The sequence below is a fragment of the Streptomyces sp. NPDC048442 genome (assembly GCF_040651475.1).
GTDB lineage: Bacteria > Actinomycetota > Actinomycetes > Streptomycetales > Streptomycetaceae > Streptomyces.
Window position 1 is genome coordinate 1 of sequence record NZ_JBEZKB010000018.1, and the last position, 18,535, is coordinate 18,535.

At 70.3% G+C, this 18,535-nt stretch carries 16 protein-coding genes; 3 read left to right on the top strand and 13 right to left on the bottom strand.

Going from position 1 to position 18,535, the window contains the following annotated elements; genetic code table 11:
- Positions 1-135: 135 nt before the first annotated feature.
- The 11 genes from AB0D18_RS24890 to AB0D18_RS24940 all read right to left on the bottom strand — a co-directional run bounded on the left by AB0D18_RS24890 (position 136) and on the right by AB0D18_RS24940 (position 12,627).
- Entirely contained in the window at positions 136-1,407 is a 1,272-nt protein-coding gene (locus AB0D18_RS24890) for an MFS transporter (RefSeq protein WP_362422543.1), read from the bottom strand.
- Between the two features lie 97 nt (positions 1,408-1,504).
- Positions 1,505-2,179, bottom strand: coding sequence for a FadR/GntR family transcriptional regulator (locus AB0D18_RS24895; RefSeq protein ID WP_362422545.1), 675 nt, complete (start codon positions 2,177-2,179; stop codon positions 1,505-1,507).
- A gap of 201 nt (positions 2,180-2,380) precedes the next feature.
- Entirely contained in the window at positions 2,381-3,220 is an 840-nt protein-coding gene (locus tag AB0D18_RS24900) for an HAD family hydrolase (protein ID WP_362422548.1), read from the bottom strand.
- Positions 3,217-4,494, bottom strand: coding sequence for a serine--tRNA ligase (serS, locus tag AB0D18_RS24905; RefSeq protein ID WP_362422551.1), 1,278 nt, complete (start codon positions 4,492-4,494; stop codon positions 3,217-3,219). The genes AB0D18_RS24900 and serS overlap by 4 nt, the downstream gene beginning before the upstream one ends.
- A gap of 507 nt (positions 4,495-5,001) precedes the next feature.
- The gene (gene pheA, locus AB0D18_RS24910) at positions 5,002-5,937 is read right to left on the bottom strand and encodes a prephenate dehydratase (RefSeq protein ID WP_362422554.1); all 936 of its coding nucleotides are present in this window, start codon (positions 5,935-5,937) and stop codon (positions 5,002-5,004) included.
- A 115-nt stretch (positions 5,938-6,052) separates the two neighbouring features.
- On the bottom strand, positions 6,053-7,291 hold the full coding sequence (gene efeB, locus AB0D18_RS24915; protein ID WP_362423034.1) for an iron uptake transporter deferrochelatase/peroxidase subunit: 1,239 nt from the start codon (positions 7,289-7,291) through the stop codon (positions 6,053-6,055).
- Positions 7,292-7,407: 116 nt separating this feature from the next.
- Positions 7,408-9,537 (bottom strand): copper resistance protein CopC, encoded by a 2,130-nt coding sequence (locus AB0D18_RS24920; protein ID WP_362422557.1) that lies wholly within the window; start codon positions 9,535-9,537, stop codon positions 7,408-7,410.
- Positions 9,538-9,554: 17 nt separating this feature from the next.
- Positions 9,555-10,124 (bottom strand): copper chaperone PCu(A)C, encoded by a 570-nt coding sequence (locus AB0D18_RS24925; RefSeq protein WP_362422560.1) that lies wholly within the window; start codon positions 10,122-10,124, stop codon positions 9,555-9,557.
- A complete protein-coding gene (locus tag AB0D18_RS24930) occupies positions 10,121-10,789 on the bottom strand; it encodes an SCO family protein (RefSeq protein WP_362423037.1) in 669 nt (222 codons plus the stop codon). The genes AB0D18_RS24925 and AB0D18_RS24930 overlap by 4 nt, the downstream gene beginning before the upstream one ends.
- 58 nt (positions 10,790-10,847) lie before the next feature.
- Complete coding sequence (locus AB0D18_RS24935; protein ID WP_362422563.1) at positions 10,848-11,612, bottom strand: YcnI family protein; 765 nt, start codon at positions 11,610-11,612, stop codon at positions 10,848-10,850.
- Between the two features lie 157 nt (positions 11,613-11,769).
- A complete protein-coding gene (locus AB0D18_RS24940) occupies positions 11,770-12,627 on the bottom strand; it encodes a hypothetical protein (protein ID WP_362422566.1) in 858 nt (285 codons plus the stop codon).
- Positions 12,628-12,877: 250 nt separating this feature from the next.
- Here AB0D18_RS24940 and AB0D18_RS24945 point away from each other — a divergent pair, with 250 nt between their 5' ends.
- A complete protein-coding gene (locus tag AB0D18_RS24945) occupies positions 12,878-13,333 on the top strand; it encodes an ATP-binding protein (protein WP_362422569.1) in 456 nt (151 codons plus the stop codon).
- Positions 13,334-13,459: 126 nt separating this feature from the next.
- Here AB0D18_RS24945 and AB0D18_RS24950 read toward each other — a convergent pair whose 3' ends face one another.
- Both AB0D18_RS24950 and AB0D18_RS24955 read right to left on the bottom strand, forming a co-directional pair.
- Positions 13,460-14,944, bottom strand: a complete 1,485-nt coding sequence (locus tag AB0D18_RS24950; RefSeq protein ID WP_362422571.1) for an aminopeptidase P family protein — start codon at positions 14,942-14,944, stop codon at positions 13,460-13,462.
- 163 nt (positions 14,945-15,107) lie between these two features.
- Positions 15,108-16,583 carry a PP2C family protein-serine/threonine phosphatase gene (locus AB0D18_RS24955; RefSeq protein WP_362422574.1) on the bottom strand — a complete coding sequence of 492 codons (1,476 nt, stop codon included), beginning with the start codon at positions 16,581-16,583 and terminating at the stop codon, positions 15,108-15,110.
- 485 nt (positions 16,584-17,068) lie between these two features.
- On the opposite strand from AB0D18_RS24955, the gene AB0D18_RS24960 reads away from it, so the two are divergent.
- Entirely contained in the window at positions 17,069-17,755 is a 687-nt protein-coding gene (locus tag AB0D18_RS24960; protein ID WP_362422577.1) for a bifunctional DNA primase/polymerase, read from the top strand.
- Between the two features lie 173 nt (positions 17,756-17,928).
- A complete protein-coding gene (locus tag AB0D18_RS24965) occupies positions 17,929-18,453 on the top strand; it encodes a hypothetical protein (protein ID WP_362422580.1) in 525 nt (174 codons plus the stop codon).
- Positions 18,454-18,535: the final 82 nt, after the last annotated feature.

Here is an 18,535-nt window from a genome sequence, read left to right on the forward strand (position 1 = left end):
GCGGAAGCAGCACGTTCGGCGCGACGGTCAGGGAGGGGAGGAGGTTGAACCCGGTTCGTATTCCACATACGAACCGGGGGCGCTCCCCGTTTCACCGAACAGGCCCTGAGCCTTGGGACCTTGACATCTGGAAAGTCAGACCTTCCGGTCCCTGGCCGCGAAGAGACCCACCACCAGAGCCGCCGCACACACGCCCAGCATCAGGGCGATCGGCACCGTCCAACTGCCGGTCATCTGGTAGACGGCGCCCGCCGCCAACGGGCCCACGGCGGCCAGCAGATAGCCGATCGTCTGCGCCATTCCGGAGAGCCGCGCCGCCGTCGCCGCATCCCCGCTGCGCAGCACGATCAGCGTGAGTGCGAGACCCACGGCGCCGCCCTGGCCGACGCCGAGAATCGCCGACCACAGCCAGGCCCCGGACACCGGGGCCACCATCAGGCCGACATATCCGGCCGCGACAAGAGAGGCGACGAGAGCAACCAGCGGACGCTGACTGCGCATCCGCCCGGCCAGCAGCGGTACGGCGAAAGCACCCGCGACCTGGATCAGATTGTTGAACGCGAAGATGACGCCGGCCGTGGAGCGGCTCATCCCGTGATCCGTGAAGATCGTCGGCATCCAGGCGATCAGGACGTACGACCACAGCGACTGGAGGCCCATGAAGAGAGTGACCTGCCAGGCCAGCGCCGAGCGCCAGATGCTCCTCGGAGCGGTTTTGCCAGCGGTGGCCGGGGCGACCCGCACCTCGTGTCCGGTACGGCCGCGGGAGATCAGCATCTGAGGGAGCCAGGCCACCGCGGCGACGGCGGCCAGCAGCGACCAGAACGCCAGGGACGCTTCCCAGCTCCCGCCGAAGGCCTTCTCCAGCGGCACCGAGGTGGCGGCCACGACGGTGGCACCGGCGATCATCGAGCCCGTGTAGACCGACGTCATCGACGCGGCCCTGTCGGGGAAGTCCCGCTTGATCAGACCGGGCATGAGCACATTGAGGAGGGATATCGCGACACCGATCAGCAGACCGCCGCCGTACAGGGCCGCCGTCGAGGGCACGACCCGGACCAGGATGCCCGCGCCGAGCAGCAACAGGGCGCCGAACAGAACCAGTTCGGTGCCGAACCGCCGACCCAGCCAGGGGGCGATCATCGCGCCGACGCCGAGGAAGAGCACCGGCACGGACGTCACCAGGCTGGTGGCCGTCGACGACAGGCCGAAGCTGTCACTGATCTCGCCGACCAGTGGGGACACGCTCGCGAGTGCCGCCCGCATGTTGAGCGAGGCCAGCACGATGCCGACCATGAGCAGCATCGGATGCGCCAGCAACGCCCGCCGCGCGGCGACCCCTTGGGGAGTGGGCCGGACATCGGCCTCGGCGTCCAGCAGGAGTTGATCGGCATCCGGGCGTGACAAGGCAAGCACCTTTCGAAGTGGTTCGAAGTCGTTCGAAGGGGAGGGGTGACAACCGCTCGAAGGGGAGGGGTGACAACTTGGTGGGAGAAGAGGAAGCTCAGCGGCCGACGAGTCCGCGGATCACGTCGATCGGCACTTGGAGCAGTGCGCGCGCGGCCTGTTCCGCCGCCGCCGGGTCGCCGCTCTCGACGGCGTCGACCAGGGCGGTGTGGGCGGCCAGGTCGATGGGCGGCATCTCGTGGTCGCCGAGCGAGGTCACCAGGGACTCGTGCACCTGGGTGGAGAAGAAGCGGTAGACCTCGCTGAAGGCCGCGTTGTGGGTGGCCTCGACGATGCCCCGGTGGAAGGCGATGTCGGCGTCGGCGGCCCGGTCGCCCTGCTCGTGCAGCTCGGCCAGAGCCGCACGCAGTGCACGCAGGTCGTCCTCGTCTCGGCGTACGGCGGCGAGCCGGGCGGCCTCCGCCTCCAGGGCCACGCGCAGTTCCAGCACGTCGAGGGTGCCGGCGTGCTGCATGCTGCGCAGGACGGCTGCGGGGTCGGCGGTCGAGCGGACGAACGTGCCGTTGCCCTGGCGGGACTCCAGCAGTCCGGCGTGCACCAGGACGCGTACGGCCTCGCGGACGGTGTTGCGCCCGACGCCGAGCTGCTCGGCGAGGACGTGCTCGGTGGGGATCCGGTCGCCGACGGACCACTCGCCGTCGGCGAGCTGATCGCGCAGCTGTTCCACGATCGAGTCCACCAGGGACTTCCGCCCCGCCGCCTGAAGTGCCATCGCGTCGTTGCCCACTTTCGCAAGGAATGATTCGCCCGGTTGCCCAGTCATCCTACAACTGATGGCCAAGTAGATGTACACGCCCTGTAAGTGAGGGTGGGGGCGGCGCTCAAGCGCCGCCCCCACCCTCCCGGAACCCGGAACCCGGAACCCGGAACCCGGAACCCGGAACCCGGAACCCGGAACCCGGAACCCGGCGATTCAGCGATTCAGCAGGTTCTCCAGCACCACGGCGATCCCGTCGTGCTCGTTGGACGCGGTGATCTCGTGGGCGACGGCCTTCAGCTCGTCGTGCGCGTTCGCCATGGCCACACCGTGTGTCGCCCAGCCGAACATCGGGATGTCGTTCGGCATGTCACCAAAGGCGATCGTGTCCGACGCCTTCAGCTTCAGCCGACGCGCGGCCAGCGACAGACCGGTCGCCTTGCTCAGCCCCAGCGGCAGGATTTCCACGACCCCCGCGCCGGCCATGACCACGTCCACCAGGTTGCCGACCGTCTCCCGCGCGACCTGTGCGAGGGCGTCGTCGGACAGACCCGGGTGCTGGATGTACACCTTGGTCAGCGGCGCCGCCCACACCTCGGCGGGGTCCTCGAACGGGACGTACGGCAGCGGGCCCTCGTGCACCCGGTAGCCGGGGCCCATCAGAACCTCGCCGTCTATCCCGTCCCGGCTGGCGGCCAGCGCCAGCGGACCGATCTCCGCCTCGATCTTGGAGAGCGCCAGACCGGCTAGCTGCCGATCCAGCGTCACCGAGGTCAGCAGCCGCCGCTCGCCCGCGTGATAGACCTGTGCGCCCTGCCCGCACACCGCGAGTCCCTCGTACCCGAGGTCCTCGAAGATGTGCTTGGTCCAGGCGACGGACCGGCCGGTCACCACGATGTGCGCGGCGCCTGCGGCGCAGGCCGCGTCGAGTGCGTCGCGCGTGCGCTGCGACACCGTCTGGTCGTCACGCAGGAGCGTGCCGTCGAGATCGGTCGCGATCAGCTTGTACGGAAACGGCGCGGCGGCGTCCGAACCGGCGGAGACGGCAGTGCTCACTTGGCGATCGGCTCCAGGACCTCGCGGCCGCCCAGGTACGGACGCAGGATCTCGGGGACCCGCACCGAACCGTCCGGCAACTGGTGGTTCTCCAGGATCGCCACGATCGTGCGCGGGACCGCGCACAGCGTGCCGTTCAGCGTGGCGAGGGGCTGGACCTTCTTGCCGTCGCGCATCCGGACCGAGAGCCTCCGTGCCTGGAAGCTGTTGCAGTTCGACGCCGAGGTCAGCTCGCGGTACTTGCCCTGCGTCGGGATCCACGCCTCGCAGTCGAACTTCCGCGACGCCGAGGACCCGAGGTCGCCGGTCGCCACGTCGATCACCTGGAACGGCAGCTCAAGGGCGGTCAGCCACTGCTTCTCCCACTCCAGCAGGCGCGTGTGCTCGGCCTCCGCGTCCTCCGGGTTCACGTAGGAGAACATCTCGACCTTGTCGAACTGGTGCACCCGGAAGATGCCGCGGGTGTCCTTGCCGTACGTCCCGGCCTCGCGGCGGAAGCAGGGCGAGAAGCCCGCGTAGCGCAGCGGCAGCTTGTCCGCGTCGATGATCTCGTCCATGTGGTACGCGGCGAGGGGGACCTCGGAGGTGCCGACGAGGTAGTAGTCGTCCTTCTCCAGGTGGTACACGTTCTCCGCGGCCTGGCCGAGGAAGCCGGTGCCCTCCATGGCGCGCGGGCGGACCAGCGCGGGAGTCAGCATCGGGATGAAGCCGGCCTCGGTGGCCTGTGCGATCGCCGCGTTGACCAGGGCCAGTTCGAGGAGTGCGCCGACACCGGTGAGGTAGTAGAAGCGCGAGCCGGACACCTTCGCGCCGCGCTCGACGTCGATGGCGCCCAGCGCCTCGCCGATCTCCAGGTGGTCCTTGGGCTCGAAGCCCTCGGCGGCGAAGTCGCGGATCGTGCCGTGCGTCTCCAGGAGGACGAAGTCCTCCTCGCCGCCCACCGGAACGTCGTCGTGGACGATGTTGCCGAGCTGGAGCAGCAGGCGCTGTGCCTCTTCGGCCGCCTCGTTCTGCTCCGCGTCCGCGGCCTTCACGGCGGCCGAGAGCTCGCCGGTGCGCTTCAGCAGCTCGGCCTTCTCGTCGCCGGTGGCCTTGGGGATCAGTTTGCCGAGCGTCTTCTGCTCGTTGCGGAGCTCGTCGAAGCGGACGGCGGACGACCTGCGCCGCTCGTCGGCGGAGAGCAGGGCGTCGACGAGCGCGACGTCCTCTCCACGGGCGCGCTGGGAGGCGCGAACACGGTCGGGGTCCTCACGGAGCAGGCGAAGGTCAATCACCCCACCAGGCTACCGGTGCCTGCCTGCGCCCCTCACCTTGATATTGCTGCCCACTATTCCAAAGTGTGGCATTTGCCCGTATTGCCCGTAATGGGGATTCAGTGAGACCGTAGTGCGGAATCGGGCATCACGGCGCTTTTCCCTTGTTTGGAAGGGGAGTTGGGCTACGCCTTGTCCACAGGGGGATGAAGTTCCGTCGAGTTATCCACAGGGTGTGCGAAAGATCTGTGGATGCCGGAATGGATCGTTCCGAAAGGGGCATCCGGGGCGATGGATTCCCTCCTTAAACACACCTCACACACTCATTCGAGTGGGAATTACTCCCCCTAAAGAGTTGATCAAGGCAATTGAGCTGACGCGGCCGGACCTGTTGACCTGTGGAGGGAAGAGTGACTACTGGGGCGATTTGTCGACCATGTCGCGTTGTGTTGTCGACTTGTCCCCAGGGAGTGACCGCACCCTGTGGATAACTTTGGAGTTGTCCTCAGGGTCGGCCCGGCCCGGCTGTCAGGCACGCCCGTCCTGGCACCGCGCCAGCCAGTCCGACGCCTCCGTGAACTCCCGGTCCGACGTCCCGTGCCGCAGCTCGGGAACGTCCTCCACCGCCACCCCGGCCCTCGGGTACGACCCCAGGAACCGCACCTTCGGCGCGATCCGCTTCAGTCCCATCAGCGCCTCGCCCACCCGCCGGTCCGCGATGTGACCCTCCGCGTCCACCGCGAAGCAGTAGTTCCCGATGCCCGCACCCGTCGGCCGCGACTGGATGAGCATGAGGTTCACGCCTCGTACCGCGAACTCCTGGAGCAGTTCGAGCAGTGCACCCGGGCGGTCGGGACCCAGCCAGATCACCACCGACGTCTTGTCCGCCCCGGTCGGCGCCGCCGGCCGCGCGGGGCGGCCCACCAGCACGAAGCGCGTCTGCGCGTTCACCGCGTCGTGGATGTCGGTGACCAGCGGTTCCAGCCCGTACGTCGCTGCCGCGAACTCCCCCGCGAAAGCGGCGTCGTACCGCCCCTCCTGCACCAGCCGGGCCCCGTCCGCGTTCGAGGCGGCCGACTCCCACATCACGTCCGGCAGATTCGCCTTGATCCAGTTGCGGACCTGCGGCTGGGCGGCCGGGTGGGCGGTCACCGTCTTGATGTCGGTGAGCTTCGTGCCCGGACGCACCAGCAGTGCGAAGCGGATCGACAGCAGCACCTCGCGGTAGATCATCAGAGGTTCGCCCGAGGTCAGCGCGTCGAGGGTGGCGGTGATGCCACCCTCTACGGAGTTCTCGATCGGTACGAGTGCGGCCGCTGCCTCTCCGTTGCGTACGGCGTCCAGTGCCGCCGGCACCGACAGCATCGGGGCGAGCTCACGGGTGGCGGCCTCGGGGAGCGTACGGAGGGCGACCTCGGTGAAGGTGCCCTCGGGGCCAAGGTAGGCGTAGCGCGTGGCTGACATACGGTCACCCTAATGGGCCGTACGGGACACGGCTCAGCCGTCTCACAGCCACCATCGGCCGCTGTGGACCCCGTGTACCCCGGGGCCCCGAGCCCCGACTCGGCGACCGCGAGCCTCACCCCTCCAGCAACCGCTGCCCCACGTACTCGCCCTCACGTGGCCCGCCCGGTACCGCGAACAGCCCGCTCGACTCGTGCCGGATGAACTTCGACAGCGCGTCCCCCCGGTCGAGCTTCCGCTGCACCGGCACGAACCCGCGCAGCGGGTCCGCCTGCCAGCAGATGAACAGCAGCCCCGCGTCCGGCACCCCGTCCGCCGACATGCCGTCGTGGTACGAGAACGGGCGCCGCAGCATCGCCGCGCCCCCGTTCTGCTCGGGCGCCGAGATCCGGGAGTGTGCGTCGGAGGCGATGATCAGCTTGCCGTTCGGGCCCACCTTCTGGAGCTCGGGCTCGGTGAACTCGTCGCCGCCGGTCAGCGGGGCACCGTCCTTCTTGTGCCGCCCGATGACCGCCTCCTGATCGCCCCGAGGCAGCTTCTCCCAGTCGTCGAGGAGCATGCGGATGCGCCGTACGACGGCGTACGAGCCGCCCGCCATCCACTCCTGACCGGCCGGGCCGACGCTCTCCGGCACGAAGATCCGCTTCTCGAAGTCGGGCTCGGAGGGCTGCGGGTTGCCCGTCCCGTCCACCTGACCCATCAGATTGCGGGCCGTCATCGGGCCGGCGGTCGCGCCGGGCGAGCGGTTGAAACCGTTCATCTGCCAGCGCACCCGGGCCGCCTCGCCCGCCTCGTGCTGCACGGCGCGCAGCGCGTGGAAGGCGACCAGGGAGTCGTTGGCGCCGATCTGCACCCACAGATCGCCGTTGCTGCGTCGGGCGTCGAGGCGGTCGGAGGAGAAGTCCGGCAGCGGGTCCAGCTCCGCCGGGCGCTTCGAGGCCAGGCCCGTACGGTCGAAGAAGGTCCGGCCGAAGCCGAAGGTGACGGTGAGGGATGACGGCCCGGCGTCGTACGCGACCCCGGTGTCGGCGCCGGCCAGCGACCTGCCCGCCATCAGCTGCTTCGCCACCGCCGACCAGCGGCGCAGCAGCGCCATGGCCTCCTTGCGGCCCGACCCGGGGGCCAGGTCGAAGGCGATCAGATGGCCGCGGGACTGAAGCGGAGTGGTGATTCCGGCCTGATGTTTCCCGTGAAACATCTCCTCGTCCGTGCCGACGGAGGACAGCGGACCCGGACCGTCGGCGATTGAGTCCCCTCGCAGCGCGGAGGCGGCGCCCGCGCCGCCCGCCGCGCCCAGGACGAGCCCGGCGGCTCCGGCCGCGCCCGCGGTGCCGATCAGCCGGCGCCGCGAAATCCCGGGGGGCGTCTCCGGGGAGTTCTCGGGCGAATCCTTGGGAGAGTTCTTGGGCGAATTCGTGGGGGAATTCTTGGGGGAGCCCTTGGGAGAGGAAGGGGAGTCGGTCACGCCGGTCAGCCGATCTTGACGTTCTGGTTCACGGTCACTTGGTCGATGTCGGAGGTCCGGATCGTCACTTCGATCTTCCACGTTCCGGCCATCGGGATCTGTACGCCGCTCGCACTCCAGTGTCCGGGAGCGAGCTTGTCGGGCACCGCGGGCAGCGGGCCGATCTGCTTGTCCTCGTTGGTGAGGTCGACCTTCAGCTCGGGGGCGTCCACCGGCTTGTTGTCCGGCGAGTTCGCCCAGACGTGCAGCGCGTTGCTGCCGGTGCGGCCGGGGGTGACCTGGAGGCGGATGGTGCCCTTGCCGCCCTTGCCACCGGTGTCGAAGGGCATGTTCAGGTCGACGGGACGGTTCGGCACGGCGGGGGCGGCTGCGTTGCCGCGGCCCGCCTCCTTGAGCTCCGTACGACCCGGTTCGGTGCTGGTCAGGACGGTGGTGACGGCGAGAAGCACGACCGCGACCCCGGCTTCCAGGAGGACGGAGCGCCGCAGTCCGGACCGTTCCGGGTCGGCGTCGCGGACCCGCTTGGCGCGCGCGGTGCTCATCGCGGCCTGCTGCCGGGCGAGCTGGGCGGCGCGCTCGGGGCCGAGGTCGGGGCCGAGGTCGGGGCCGAGGTCGGGGCCGGCAGGAACGGTCGCCGGCTCGGGCTGTGCCTGCCGCTGCCCGTGGTGCGTCGCCAGCTGCTTCGTCTTCGTGCCCCGGGTCCGGGCCTCCCGCGCTTCCCGTACGGCCTCCGCCTCGGCCTCCGGGGACGCGCCCTCCGCCATCCGCCCGGTCCACCGGCGCGAGAACCACGCACCGGCGACCATGACCGCGACCAGCGCGATCTTCGCGAGCAGCAGCTGTCCGTACGTCGTGTCGACGAGTGCCTTCCAGGAGCCGAGCTGCCGCCAGGACTGGTAGACGCCGGTCACGACGAGCACGGCGACCGACCCGAAGGCGAGGCGGGAGAAGTTCCGTACCGCAGTACGTTCCAGGGCGGGCGACCGGTAGAGAGCGACCAGCAGTGCGGCCAACCCGCCCAGCCAGGCGGCGACCGCCAGCATGTGGAGCACGTCCACGGGCATCGCGAGGCCCGCCTGGATGCCCGTCGAAGCGTGCTCGGACATGGCCCAGGTGGCGGCGATGCCCGCCGCGACGACCCCGCCACCGAGGGCGAGGCCGAAGGTGAGGTCCTTCAGCGAAGAGTCCTCGTCGTCGCTGTCGCCGTCGTCACCGTCGCGGTCGCCGCCGCCACTGTTGCCGCCACCACCGTCACCGTAGGCGCCGGTCTTCTTCGCGTACGCCCCGAACAGGACGGCCACGAACAGCGCGGCCGCACCGAGCAGCAACAGTCGCGAGACCAGCGCCGCACCGGTCTTGGTGGTCAGCACCGCCTTGAGCGCGGCCAGGTCGAAGATGCCCGACAGTTCCCCGGACCCGGTGTACGGGGCCCGCAGCAGCAGCATCGCCAGCGTTGCCGCGGCCAGCACAAGCCAGCCGCGCACCACCAGCCGCTGCATCGGCCGCTCGGACGCACCCCGTCGCCAGCAGGCCAGTACGAAGGCCGCGCCGCCGACGAGCACGATGAACCCGGCGTAGGCGGCGTACCTGGCGATGCCGTAGAGCACACCGACCGCGCCGCCCCCGGCCTCCTGGGTCGGCAGGGCGACGCTGCTCTTCGAGGGGGCGCCGATGGAGAAGGTCTGGGCGCCCGAGATGGGGTGGCTGTCCGCGGAGACGGCCTGCCAGGCGATGGTGTAGGTGCCGTCGGGCAGCCCGCTGTGCAGCGCGACGCCGTACTTGATGGCGTCTCCGCTGCACAGGTCGAGGACCTCGCCGGTGTCGGCGCGCTTGCCCGACGGGTCGAGGACGCGGATGGCGTCCTCGCCGAGCGAGATCTGCTCGGAGAAGCTGAGGGTGATGTCCTTGGGGGCGCCGGCGAGCACCGCCCCGTCCTTCGGGTTGCTGTCGGTGAGCGCGGCGTGCGCGGCGGCAGGGCCGATGCCCGCGAGCAGTGCGCCGAACAGGGCGACGGCCACGAGCAGCACACGTACTGCAGTGGCGGTCGCCGGAGTTCCGACGGCCGTGGCGGTCGCCGGAGTTTTGGCGGCCGTGCTGGTCGCCGGGGTCCCGAAGCGCGGGGCGGTGTCCGTCATGGTGTGGTCTCAGCCCCTCAGTGGTGCTGCTGCGGGTTGTGGGTGGCGGCCTCCACCGGCATGTCGACCTTGACGGTGCCGGCCTTCTCGAAGTGCAGCTCGACGGCGACCTTGTCGCCCTTCTTCGGCTTCTTCTTCACGTCGAGGAACATGATGTGGCTGCCGCCGCGCTTGAGGTCGAGCGTGCCGCCCGCGGGCACGTCGAAGGACTTCACCTCCTGCATCTTTCCGTCCTTCGTCGTCTCGTGGATCTGAGCCTTGCCCGCGAAACCGGTGGCGGTGACGGACTTCAGCCTGTCCGCGACCTTGCCGCTGTTCTTGACGGTGAGGAAGCCGCCCGCCATGTCGGCCATGGCGGGTTCCGGCATGAAGGCGCCGGTGACTTCGAGCTTGGGCTTGCCGTCCGCAGCCGGATCCGCAGCCGGAGCCGTCGTCTTCGCGGCGGCGGTCTTGTCGGCAGCGGACTTGTCGGCCGAGTCGCCGTTGCAGCCGGTGAGCGCGAGCGAGCCCGCGAGGGCTATGACGGCGAGGCCGGTGAGGCGGGTGGTGTGGGCAGTGCGGGTGTGACGGATGGTGCGGCGGTTCACGGGGTCTCTCCCTTGACGATCTTCGGGAGATCGGCGGTGTAGTCGTCGGCGGTGGCCTGGTCGGTGTAGAGCAGGTAGCCGGCGTCGGTCTTCGGCGAGAACGCGATGACCTGCTTGGTGTGCATGGACGTGACGTTGCCGTCCTTGTCCGTGGTGGACGGCTCGATGCTGACGCCCAGCTGTCGCGCCCCGGCCTGGATGGTCGGGAAGTCACCGGTCAGCCCGATGAAGTCCGGGCTGCCCGCGCCCTTGAGCCACTTGCCGAGTTCCTTCGGGGTGTCCCGCTTCGGGTCGGTGGTGACGAAGACGACCTGGAGCTTCTCCTGGTCGGCCTTCGGGAGCTTCTTGTACGCGGCGGCGATGTTGCTCATCGTCAGCGGGCACACGTCGGGGCAGTGGGTGTAGCCGAAGTAGATGAGCGTCGGCTTGCCCTTGGTGGCCTCCCGCAGGTCGTACTCCTTGCCGTTCGTGTCCTTCAGGACCAGGTTCGGCTTGGTGTACGGGCGGTCGAGGGCCGTCGCGGCCTTCGTCTTGGCCGGCGGGGCCTCGGCGAGCGGCTGGTTGCCGCCCTTGGCCGTGGTGTCACTGCCGCCGCACGCGGACAGGGTGAGCGTGGCCGCGGCGACGAGGGCCGCCGCGACCAGCACGTTCTTCTTCTTACGCATGGAACGCATGGGACGCATGGAACGCATGAAAATCCTGGTGCTTGAGGAAGGGGTGGGGTCAGGCGGCGCGGCGGCGGCCGGCGAGAACACCAAAAGCCACACCCGCGACACCCACGATGATGCCTACGATGCCGAGCACCCGGGCGGTGGTGTCACTGCTGTCGGCCGCCGCGGCGGTGGTCTTCTTGTCGCTGTCGCCGCCCTTGGAAGCCGAGTCCGAGGCCGAAGCCGCCTTGCCGTCGGCGGCCGGAGCGCCGTGTCCGTCGCCCGCGGGCGCGGTCAGCTTGAGGACGGGTGCCGGGGTCTTCGGCTCCGGCTGACCCTCCTTGGGCTCCTCGATCCAGCGGACGACTTCCTCGTTGTCGTACGTCTGAACGGCCTTCAGCACGAGCTTGTCGGCGTCCTCGGGGAGCTGGCCGAGCGAGAGCGGGAACTGCTGGAACTCACCGGGGCCGACCTTGCCGCCGGTCCAGGTGATCTTCTCGACGGCTTCCTTGATCTCCTTGCCGTGCACCTTCAGCGGCTTGTCGAGCTTGGCCTTCTCGACCTTCACGGTCCAGCCGGGGATGGGCTGCGGCATCACGGAGGTGAGCGGGTGGTCCTTGACCGGGAAGGTCACTTCGAGCTTCACGGTCGAGGCGTTGTCGCGCTCGTTGGGGACCTTGATGTTGACCGTGGCGTAACCGCCCTTGGCGGCCGGGCCGACGGGCTGCACGCTGACGTGCGCGAAGGCGGGCCCGGCGAGCAGCAGCACGGACGCGGTGGAGGCGACACCGACGGCGGCGAGACGGGACAGACGGGTGGTACGGCGGATTGCGGTCATGGCTGTGAACCCCACAAGTCAGAAGCGAATCGGGTGACGGGCGCACCTCTTTGAGGCTTTGAGGCGCACCGGATCCGCGACCCGCTCCTGTCCTGCCGTACGAGTCGAGTCTCTGGCGGTACGAGACTCTGCGGTACGAGTGACGAGGGGGGCCGCGTCAGGCGATGAGGGCGTACGCCGACGAGGGCGGCCCGCGCCTGCTCACCGAGTGCTGCAGCGCCCGCCCCTCCAGCCGCACCGGGGCGCGGAAGGCCGCGGGCAGCGTGCGCGGCCCGCCCGAGGGGACTCCCAGGAGCCCCGACAGCAGGGCGTGCACGAGTGTGAGCGCGGCGCGCAGGGATCGTACGAGCGCCCCCGCCGCGACTTCCTCCGCGCCGTACGCGGAGAGCCTGCCGAGCCGCCGCAGCGCGAGGTCGCCGTGCCGCAGCAGCCATCCGGTGGCGAGTGCCGCCAGCAGGTGACCGAGCAGCATGGGGAGGTTGGGGACCAGCGAGTGCAGACAGTCGGCCGTCGTACCGGCGCCGCCCTGTCCGCCGCCCGTACCGATATTGCCGTAGGCGTCGTACGACGCGGGCAGGCCGTGGTCGGTGTGTGTGCCGGATGCCGGGCCGAGTCCCGCCGTGGCCACGACATTGCGCGCCTCGGCCTCGTCGAGCCCCGCACCGCCACCGCACATGAGGTCGGCGGCGAGAGGGCCCAGCGGGCTCCGGTCGCTGCCCGCTCCGGCGGCCGCGTGATTCTGGCCGAGCCCGAACAGGGCGTGCAGACCGAGCTGTCCCGCGGTCAGCGCGAGGGTGATCGAAGGCAGCGAACGCGTCCGCCCGGCCAGCGGTGCGGCCAGCGCGAACACCGCGGCGAAGGCCACGGCCAGCGTCCACCACGGCACGGTCGCCGTGGAGCCCAGCACGTGCCCGCACGCGGACAGCACAACGCAGACCGCGGCGAAGACCGCGGCCCTGGCGAGTCGCGGGGCGACCCTGCTGTGTGCGTCGCGAGAGGCGACCGGCTGTGACATGGCGGAGCCATCATCGCACTGCGACCCCGCACCGGACCCGGCAGGTCCGGAAGCTCCCTATGGTCCGTTACGTCACCGGGGCGGGCCGTCCGTGGGGCGCGCGGCCGGCCCCGAATGCGGCTCCGCCTACACCGGCGCGCAGGGCGTGCACATCCGCCGAATGGGCGCTCGCACACCCGTGACGGGCTTACGGGCCGTCACTTGCGGCAATACGTAGTCGTATGTCGAGGCGCAGCCAGGAGGCTGGAGCATGAGCATCTGGTGGTCACTCCACTTGCGGCGGGAAGCCGCGAGCGTTCCGCTCGCCCGCCGTCTTCTGCTCTGCTCCATGGAGACCGCGGGTGTCGACCCGGACGTTTCCTACGATCTGTCGGTCGCACTCAGCGAGGCCTGTGCGAACGCGGTCGAGCACGGCGGCGACCACACGTCCGGTCCGAACTCCGCCGAGTACCGGGTGACGGCGTACCTGGACGGTGAGAAGTGCCGGATCGAGGTCACCGACTCGGGTCCCGGCTTTCCTTCCGTACGGCGCCGCGGTCCGGCCGCGCAGACCGTCGCGCACACCCGCGAGAGCGGCCGGGGACTCTGTCTGATCGAGCAGCTCGCCGACCACGTGCACTTCCGGAACCGGCCGGGCCGGGGCGCGGTGGTGAGCTTCGACAAGATCCTGAAATGGCGCGAGGGCGCGCTGCTCCAGGCGTCCTGACGGACCCCGGGCAACGCGCCCCCTGAACCTACGGGCGCAACCTGCAGGCGCAACAAGGCGCAGCCCAAAGGTGCAACAAGGCGCAACAAGGCGCAGCCCAAAGGCGCAACCTGCAAGCGCACAGGCCTACTTGGCCTTGGTCGCCGCCATCCACGCCTCGACCTCGTCGGAGCGGCGCGGCAGCGCGGCCGACAGGTTCCGGTTGCCGTCCTCGGTGACCAGGATGTCGTCCTCGATACGGACGCCGATGCCCCGGTACTCCTCGGGCACGGTCAGGTCGTCCGCCTGGAAGTACAGGCCGGGCTCGACAGTCAGGCAGACGCCCGGCTCCAGGGTGCCGTTGACGTACGCCTCGGTGCGCGCGGCGGCGCAGTCGTGGACGTCCAGGCCGAGCATGTGGCCGGTGCCGTGCAGGGTCCAGCGGCGCTGCAGGCCCAGCTCCAGGACCTTCTCGACCGGGCCCTCGACGAGACCCCACTCGACGAGCTTCTCGGCCAGCACACGCTGCGAGGCGTCGTGGAAGTCGCGGTAAGCGGCGCCCGGCTTGACCGCCGCGATGCCGGCCTCCTGGGCCTCGTACACCGCGTCGTAGATCTTCTTCTGGAGCGGCGAGAAGGTGCCGTTGATCGGCAGCGTGCGCGTGACGTCGGCGGTGTAGAGGGTGTGGGTCTCCACGCCGGCGTCGAGCAGCAGCAGGTCGCCGGAGCGGACGTCGCCGTCGTTGCGCACCCAGTGCAGGGTGGTGGCGTGCGGGCCTGCGGCGCAGATCGAGCCGTAGCCGATGTCGTTGCCCTCGACGCGGGCGCGCAGGAAGAACGTGCCCTCCAGGTAGCGCTCGGAGGTGGCCTCCGCCTTGTCGAGGATCTTCACGACGTCCTCGAAGCCGCGCACGGTGGAGTCGACGGCCTTCTGCAGCTCGCCGATCTCGAACTCGTCCTTCACCACGCGGGCCTCGGAGAGGTAGACGCGCAGCTCGGCGTCGGTCTCGGCGGTGACCTTGTCGGTGAGGGCGGCCTCGATGCCCGCGTCGTGCCCGCGGACGTTGCGCACCCGGCCGGTGGCCTCGCGCAGTGCCTCGGGCAGCTCGCGGACGTCCTTGGCGGGCAGGCCCAGGACCTGCTCGGCCTCGGTGAGGGAGTGCCGACGGCCGACCCACAGCTCGCCCTGGCCGTCGAGCCAGAACTCGCCGTTCTCCCTGTTGGAGCGGGGCAGCAGGTAGACCGTCGCGTCGTGCCCGGTCTCGGTGGGCTCCAGGACCAGGACGCCGTCCTGGGTCTGGTCACCGGTCAGGTACGCGTACTCGGTGGAGGCGCGGAAGGCGTACTCGGTGTCGTTGGAGCGGGTCTTGAGGTTGCCCGCGGGGATCACCAGACGCTCGCCGGGGAAGCGGGCGGACAGCGCGGCGCGGCGGGCGGCGGTGTACTGCGCCTGCGCGATCGGCTCCAGGCCGTGCAGCTCGGTGTCGGCCCAGCCGGACTTCATGTTCTCGGCGAGCTCGTCGGACACACCCGGGTACAGCCCGTTCTTGCGCTGCTTGATGGGCTCTTCCTCAGCGGCTTCGGCTTCGCCGTCCACGATTTCCGGGGTCTCCGGCTTGAGCTCCTCAGACACGACACGTCTCCTCATACGACACAGGGCCAGGGGTTTCCCGCCTCCTGGCCCTCCATCGTATGTCCGTGCGGGAGGGGGGTCCCCGGCCTGTGGACAACTGTGAGAAATCAGTCGCGGGCCAGGCCCGGAGCGCCGCAGACCGGGGTCCGGGCACCACGGAGCCTCAGTCGAAGCGTGCCGCGAGCAGCACGATGTCCTCCGCCGGGCCCGCCTCGTCAAGCCCTTCGGGGAACACCGTCCGCAGGACGTGGTCGGCGATCGCGTCCGGGTCGTCGCGGAGCGACTTCGGCACACCGGCCGCCGCCGCGTGCAGCCGGGCGAAGGCCCGGTCCATGGGGTCGCCGGTGCGGTGCAGCAGCCCGTCGGTGTAGAGCAGCAGGGTCTCGCCCGGGTTCGGGCTGATCTCCACGCTGGGCGCCTCCCAGCAGGACAGCATGTTCAGCGGCGCCGACAGCGACGTCTCCGCGTACTCGGTGCGCCGCTCGCCGACGATCAGCGGCGGGCTGTGCCCGGCCCCGGCGAGCACGATCTTCCGCTTGGCCGGTTCGCAGTACGCCAGCAGGGCGGTGGCCGAGCGTGCAGGCTCGGTCAGCCGCATCAGAAGCTCCAGGTCGGACAGTACGGCGACCGGGTCCTCGCCCTCTATGACGGCGTACGCCCGCAGGCTCGCCCGCAGCCGTCCCATCGCGGCGGTCGCGCCGGGACCCGACCCGGTGACCGAGCCGACGACCAGGCCGAGCGCTCCCTCGGGCAGTGCCAGCGCGTCGTACCAGTCGCCGCCGCCGTGCGGCCCCGTGTGGTGCCGGACGGCCAGCTGTACGCCGGGGACCCGGGGCAGCCGGCTGGGCAGCAGCTCCGCGGTGAGCATCGCCACGCGCGCGCGTGCCCGCTCCAGTTCCAGGAGCCGGGCCAAGTGCTCGGCGGCGTACCGGATGTAGAGGCTGACCAGGTGGCGCTGGCGCTCGACGGGCTCGGCGGGTTCGTCGTAGAGCCACACGACCGCACCCAGGCGGCCCGAGGGACCGGTCAGTGCGAGCGCGTAACTGGCGGCGTAGCCGAGGCGGGCGGCGACCTCGCGGTGCAGCGGGTCCAGCCCTTCCTCGTGGAGCAGGTCGGGGCTGGAGCCCTCGGTCTCCGCGGCCGGGTCGCTCCCGGCGGTCCCGTCGAGGATGCGTCCGTACGGGGTCGAGCCGCGCGGCACCGTCTCGATGTGGCCGAGATCGGCGTGCGCGAGGCCGAGGCCGACGGTGTGGGCGGGGCCGAGGCCGTCGGCCGGCTCCAGGGCTGCGAGGCCGCGGCGGGCCCCGACGAGAGCGGCGCCCGCACGCACCACCTCGTGCAGTGCCTCGTCGAGTGCACCGGTGCCCACCAGGCGTTCGGTGAGTTCGTGAAGGGTGGTCAGGTCGGAGACCCAGCCGGCCAGCCGGTCCTGGATCACTGCTCCCGCAGGCGCGGGAGTCTGCGCGGGGGGTGGAACCAGAGGATCGATTCCAGCCACTTTCGGAACGTTCGGGGCGCTCATGTCAGCCGGCTTTCCGCCTGGTGCGTTTCGCTCAATAGCATCGCAAACCCCCATGTCATTCTGCGCCGCTATCAATGGATCCACATCTACACGTAGATGTAAGACGATGTCCAGCATTGTCCCCCCGGGATTCATGGTGTCCCTGGGGAAACAGAGGAAAGCAAACTTGGCGCGAAAATGCACTCCCCTGGAGACATTTGAGGTCGACTGAGCCCGCTCGACAGCGCGTCATATCAGCCGTGCTGGGTATCTGACTCCGTGATGACCGGGGGACTGCGGCCGTGCCGCCGTCGACTCGGAACCCGGCGGCGGGCGCAGGCGTCCTATCCGCTGTGGGCCCGGCACGGTCCCCGAGCGGCGGGGAAGCACAGGGAAAGCACTACCGGAAGCTCTGGCGATGTCCCACGGGGACGGGTAAGCGCCTCGTGCGCGCCACCCCCCGCCAGCTCCGCGCTCGGCCCCCAAGGGGTTGCCGTACCGCAGTCTGTTCAGTGTTCAGTCTGTTCTCAGTGTCAGTCTGTTCAGTTTCTACATGCGCAGTGAAGTGATGCACGCATGGTGCGATGTGGACCTCGGCGTTCAACGGAAAGGAACGAGCGCTCATGCGCGAGATCCCCGGAAGGCGACGCAGGCTCCGGTTCCGGCGAAGTGAGCGGCCCGCCCCACCCGGTACGGCGCTGACCTGCGCCACCGTGTGGCAGTGGCCGGTCCTCCCGGGCGTGGGGCCGGCCCTTGACGGTGGCCGCGGCGGTGCGGCCCAGGGCTGCGCCTGCCCCGATCCCGAGTGCGTGGTGCCAGGCGCGCACCCCTTCGACCCCGGCCTGCTGGCGGCCACCACGGATGCGCGGATGGTGCGCTGGTGGTGGGAGAAGCGCCCGGACGCGCCGGTCGTGCTGGCCACCGGGGGCCGCGCCCCCTGTGCGCTCAGCCTTCCGGCACTGGCCGGCGCACGGGCGCTGGTGGCGCTGGACCGGATGGGGGTGCGTCTTGGCCCGGTCGTGGCGACGCCCACCCGATGGTCGCTGCTGGTGGCCCCGTACTCCCTGGAGCGGCTCGGCGAGCTGCTGTACGCGAAGGACTGCGTCCCCTCCTCTTTGAGGTTTCACGGGGACGGCGGTTATCTGCTGCTGCCCGCCTCGCAGACCGGTGCGGGACCGGCGCGGTGGGAGCGGGAGCCCGTCGCGGGCCGGGACGGGCGGCCGTGGCTGCCGGACGTGGAGACGGTGCTGGACGCTCTGGTGACGGCGAGCAGTGGCGCTCCGGGCGGCGGCAGCAGGCTCGCGTACTGACGCGCCGTCCGTGAGTGAACGCGTACGCGCCTCACTCGTAAGGGTGCGAGACGGCGTGAGTTCAGCGGAATTGGGCGCGCGGCCGACAAGGCGCGCGTCATCCGTCGATATCTTCGGCCCACCGTCGCGAATTTCCGGCAGTTGACAGGTGGGGGTTCCCCTTGAATATCCGCATGATCGGGCTTTCGGCCGTCGTGGTGTTCACCGTTCTGCTGCCGCTGGCAGTGGCGTCGGCCGGGCCCGCGGGTTCGGAAGGGGAGGGCGTCGATCCCGCGGAGGGTGCGCCCGCCGCTGTGGCGGACGATCAGAAGGCACGGCGCGCGCACGCACAGTGCGGCCCCGAGGTGGCCTCCCCCGAGGGTGTCGAGGCGCAGACCTGCGTACTGGCGGAGGGGCGCGACGCCTGGGCGCGTACGTACTACCGGAACGCGACGGGCGAGGAACTGGACGCCGTGCTCACGCTCATGGGCCCGGCCGGGCGCACCGTACAGATGCACTGTGCGGTGGGTGTCGGCGACGAGCCGGGGGCGTGCGAGACGCCGCACGAGCCGGGGGCCGCTGGGAGCGCCGGGGGGAGTGCCGAGGAGGGGAAGGCTGAGCCGTGGAAGTACACGGCAGTTTCGGAATTCGCAGGTCCGGACGACGGTCCGCTGCTGTTGCGGTCCGGAAGCAACTCGGCCGCCCCCGCTGCACGTTGACGGCGCGGGAAAGTGAAAGGCCCGATCGCTGGCGACGGGGGATGCACCAGCGACCGGGCTCCTAGAACGGTAACAAGAGATC

Coding starts and splice junctions, on each gene's coding strand:
- AB0D18_RS24960 (WP_362422577.1), top strand. CDS start 17,069: ATGCGCGAGATCCCCGGAAGGCGACGCAGGCTCCGGTTCCGGCGAAGT.
- AB0D18_RS24955 (WP_362422574.1), bottom strand. CDS start 16,583: ATGCTGGACATCGTCTTACATCTACGTGTAGATGTGGATCCATTGATA.
- AB0D18_RS24945 (WP_362422569.1), top strand. CDS start 12,878: ATGAGCATCTGGTGGTCACTCCACTTGCGGCGGGAAGCCGCGAGCGTT.
- pheA (WP_362422554.1), bottom strand. CDS start 5,937: ATGTCAGCCACGCGCTACGCCTACCTTGGCCCCGAGGGCACCTTCACC.
- AB0D18_RS24930 (WP_362423037.1), bottom strand. CDS start 10,789: ATGCGTAAGAAGAAGAACGTGCTGGTCGCGGCGGCCCTCGTCGCCGCG.
- AB0D18_RS24895 (WP_362422545.1), bottom strand. CDS start 2,179: ATGGCACTTCAGGCGGCGGGGCGGAAGTCCCTGGTGGACTCGATCGTG.
- AB0D18_RS24940 (WP_362422566.1), bottom strand. CDS start 12,627: ATGTCACAGCCGGTCGCCTCTCGCGACGCACACAGCAGGGTCGCCCCG.
- AB0D18_RS24920 (WP_362422557.1), bottom strand. CDS start 9,537: ATGACGGACACCGCCCCGCGCTTCGGGACCCCGGCGACCAGCACGGCC.
- AB0D18_RS24965 (WP_362422580.1), top strand. CDS start 17,929: ATGATCGGGCTTTCGGCCGTCGTGGTGTTCACCGTTCTGCTGCCGCTG.
- AB0D18_RS24935 (WP_362422563.1), bottom strand. CDS start 11,612: ATGACCGCAATCCGCCGTACCACCCGTCTGTCCCGTCTCGCCGCCGTC.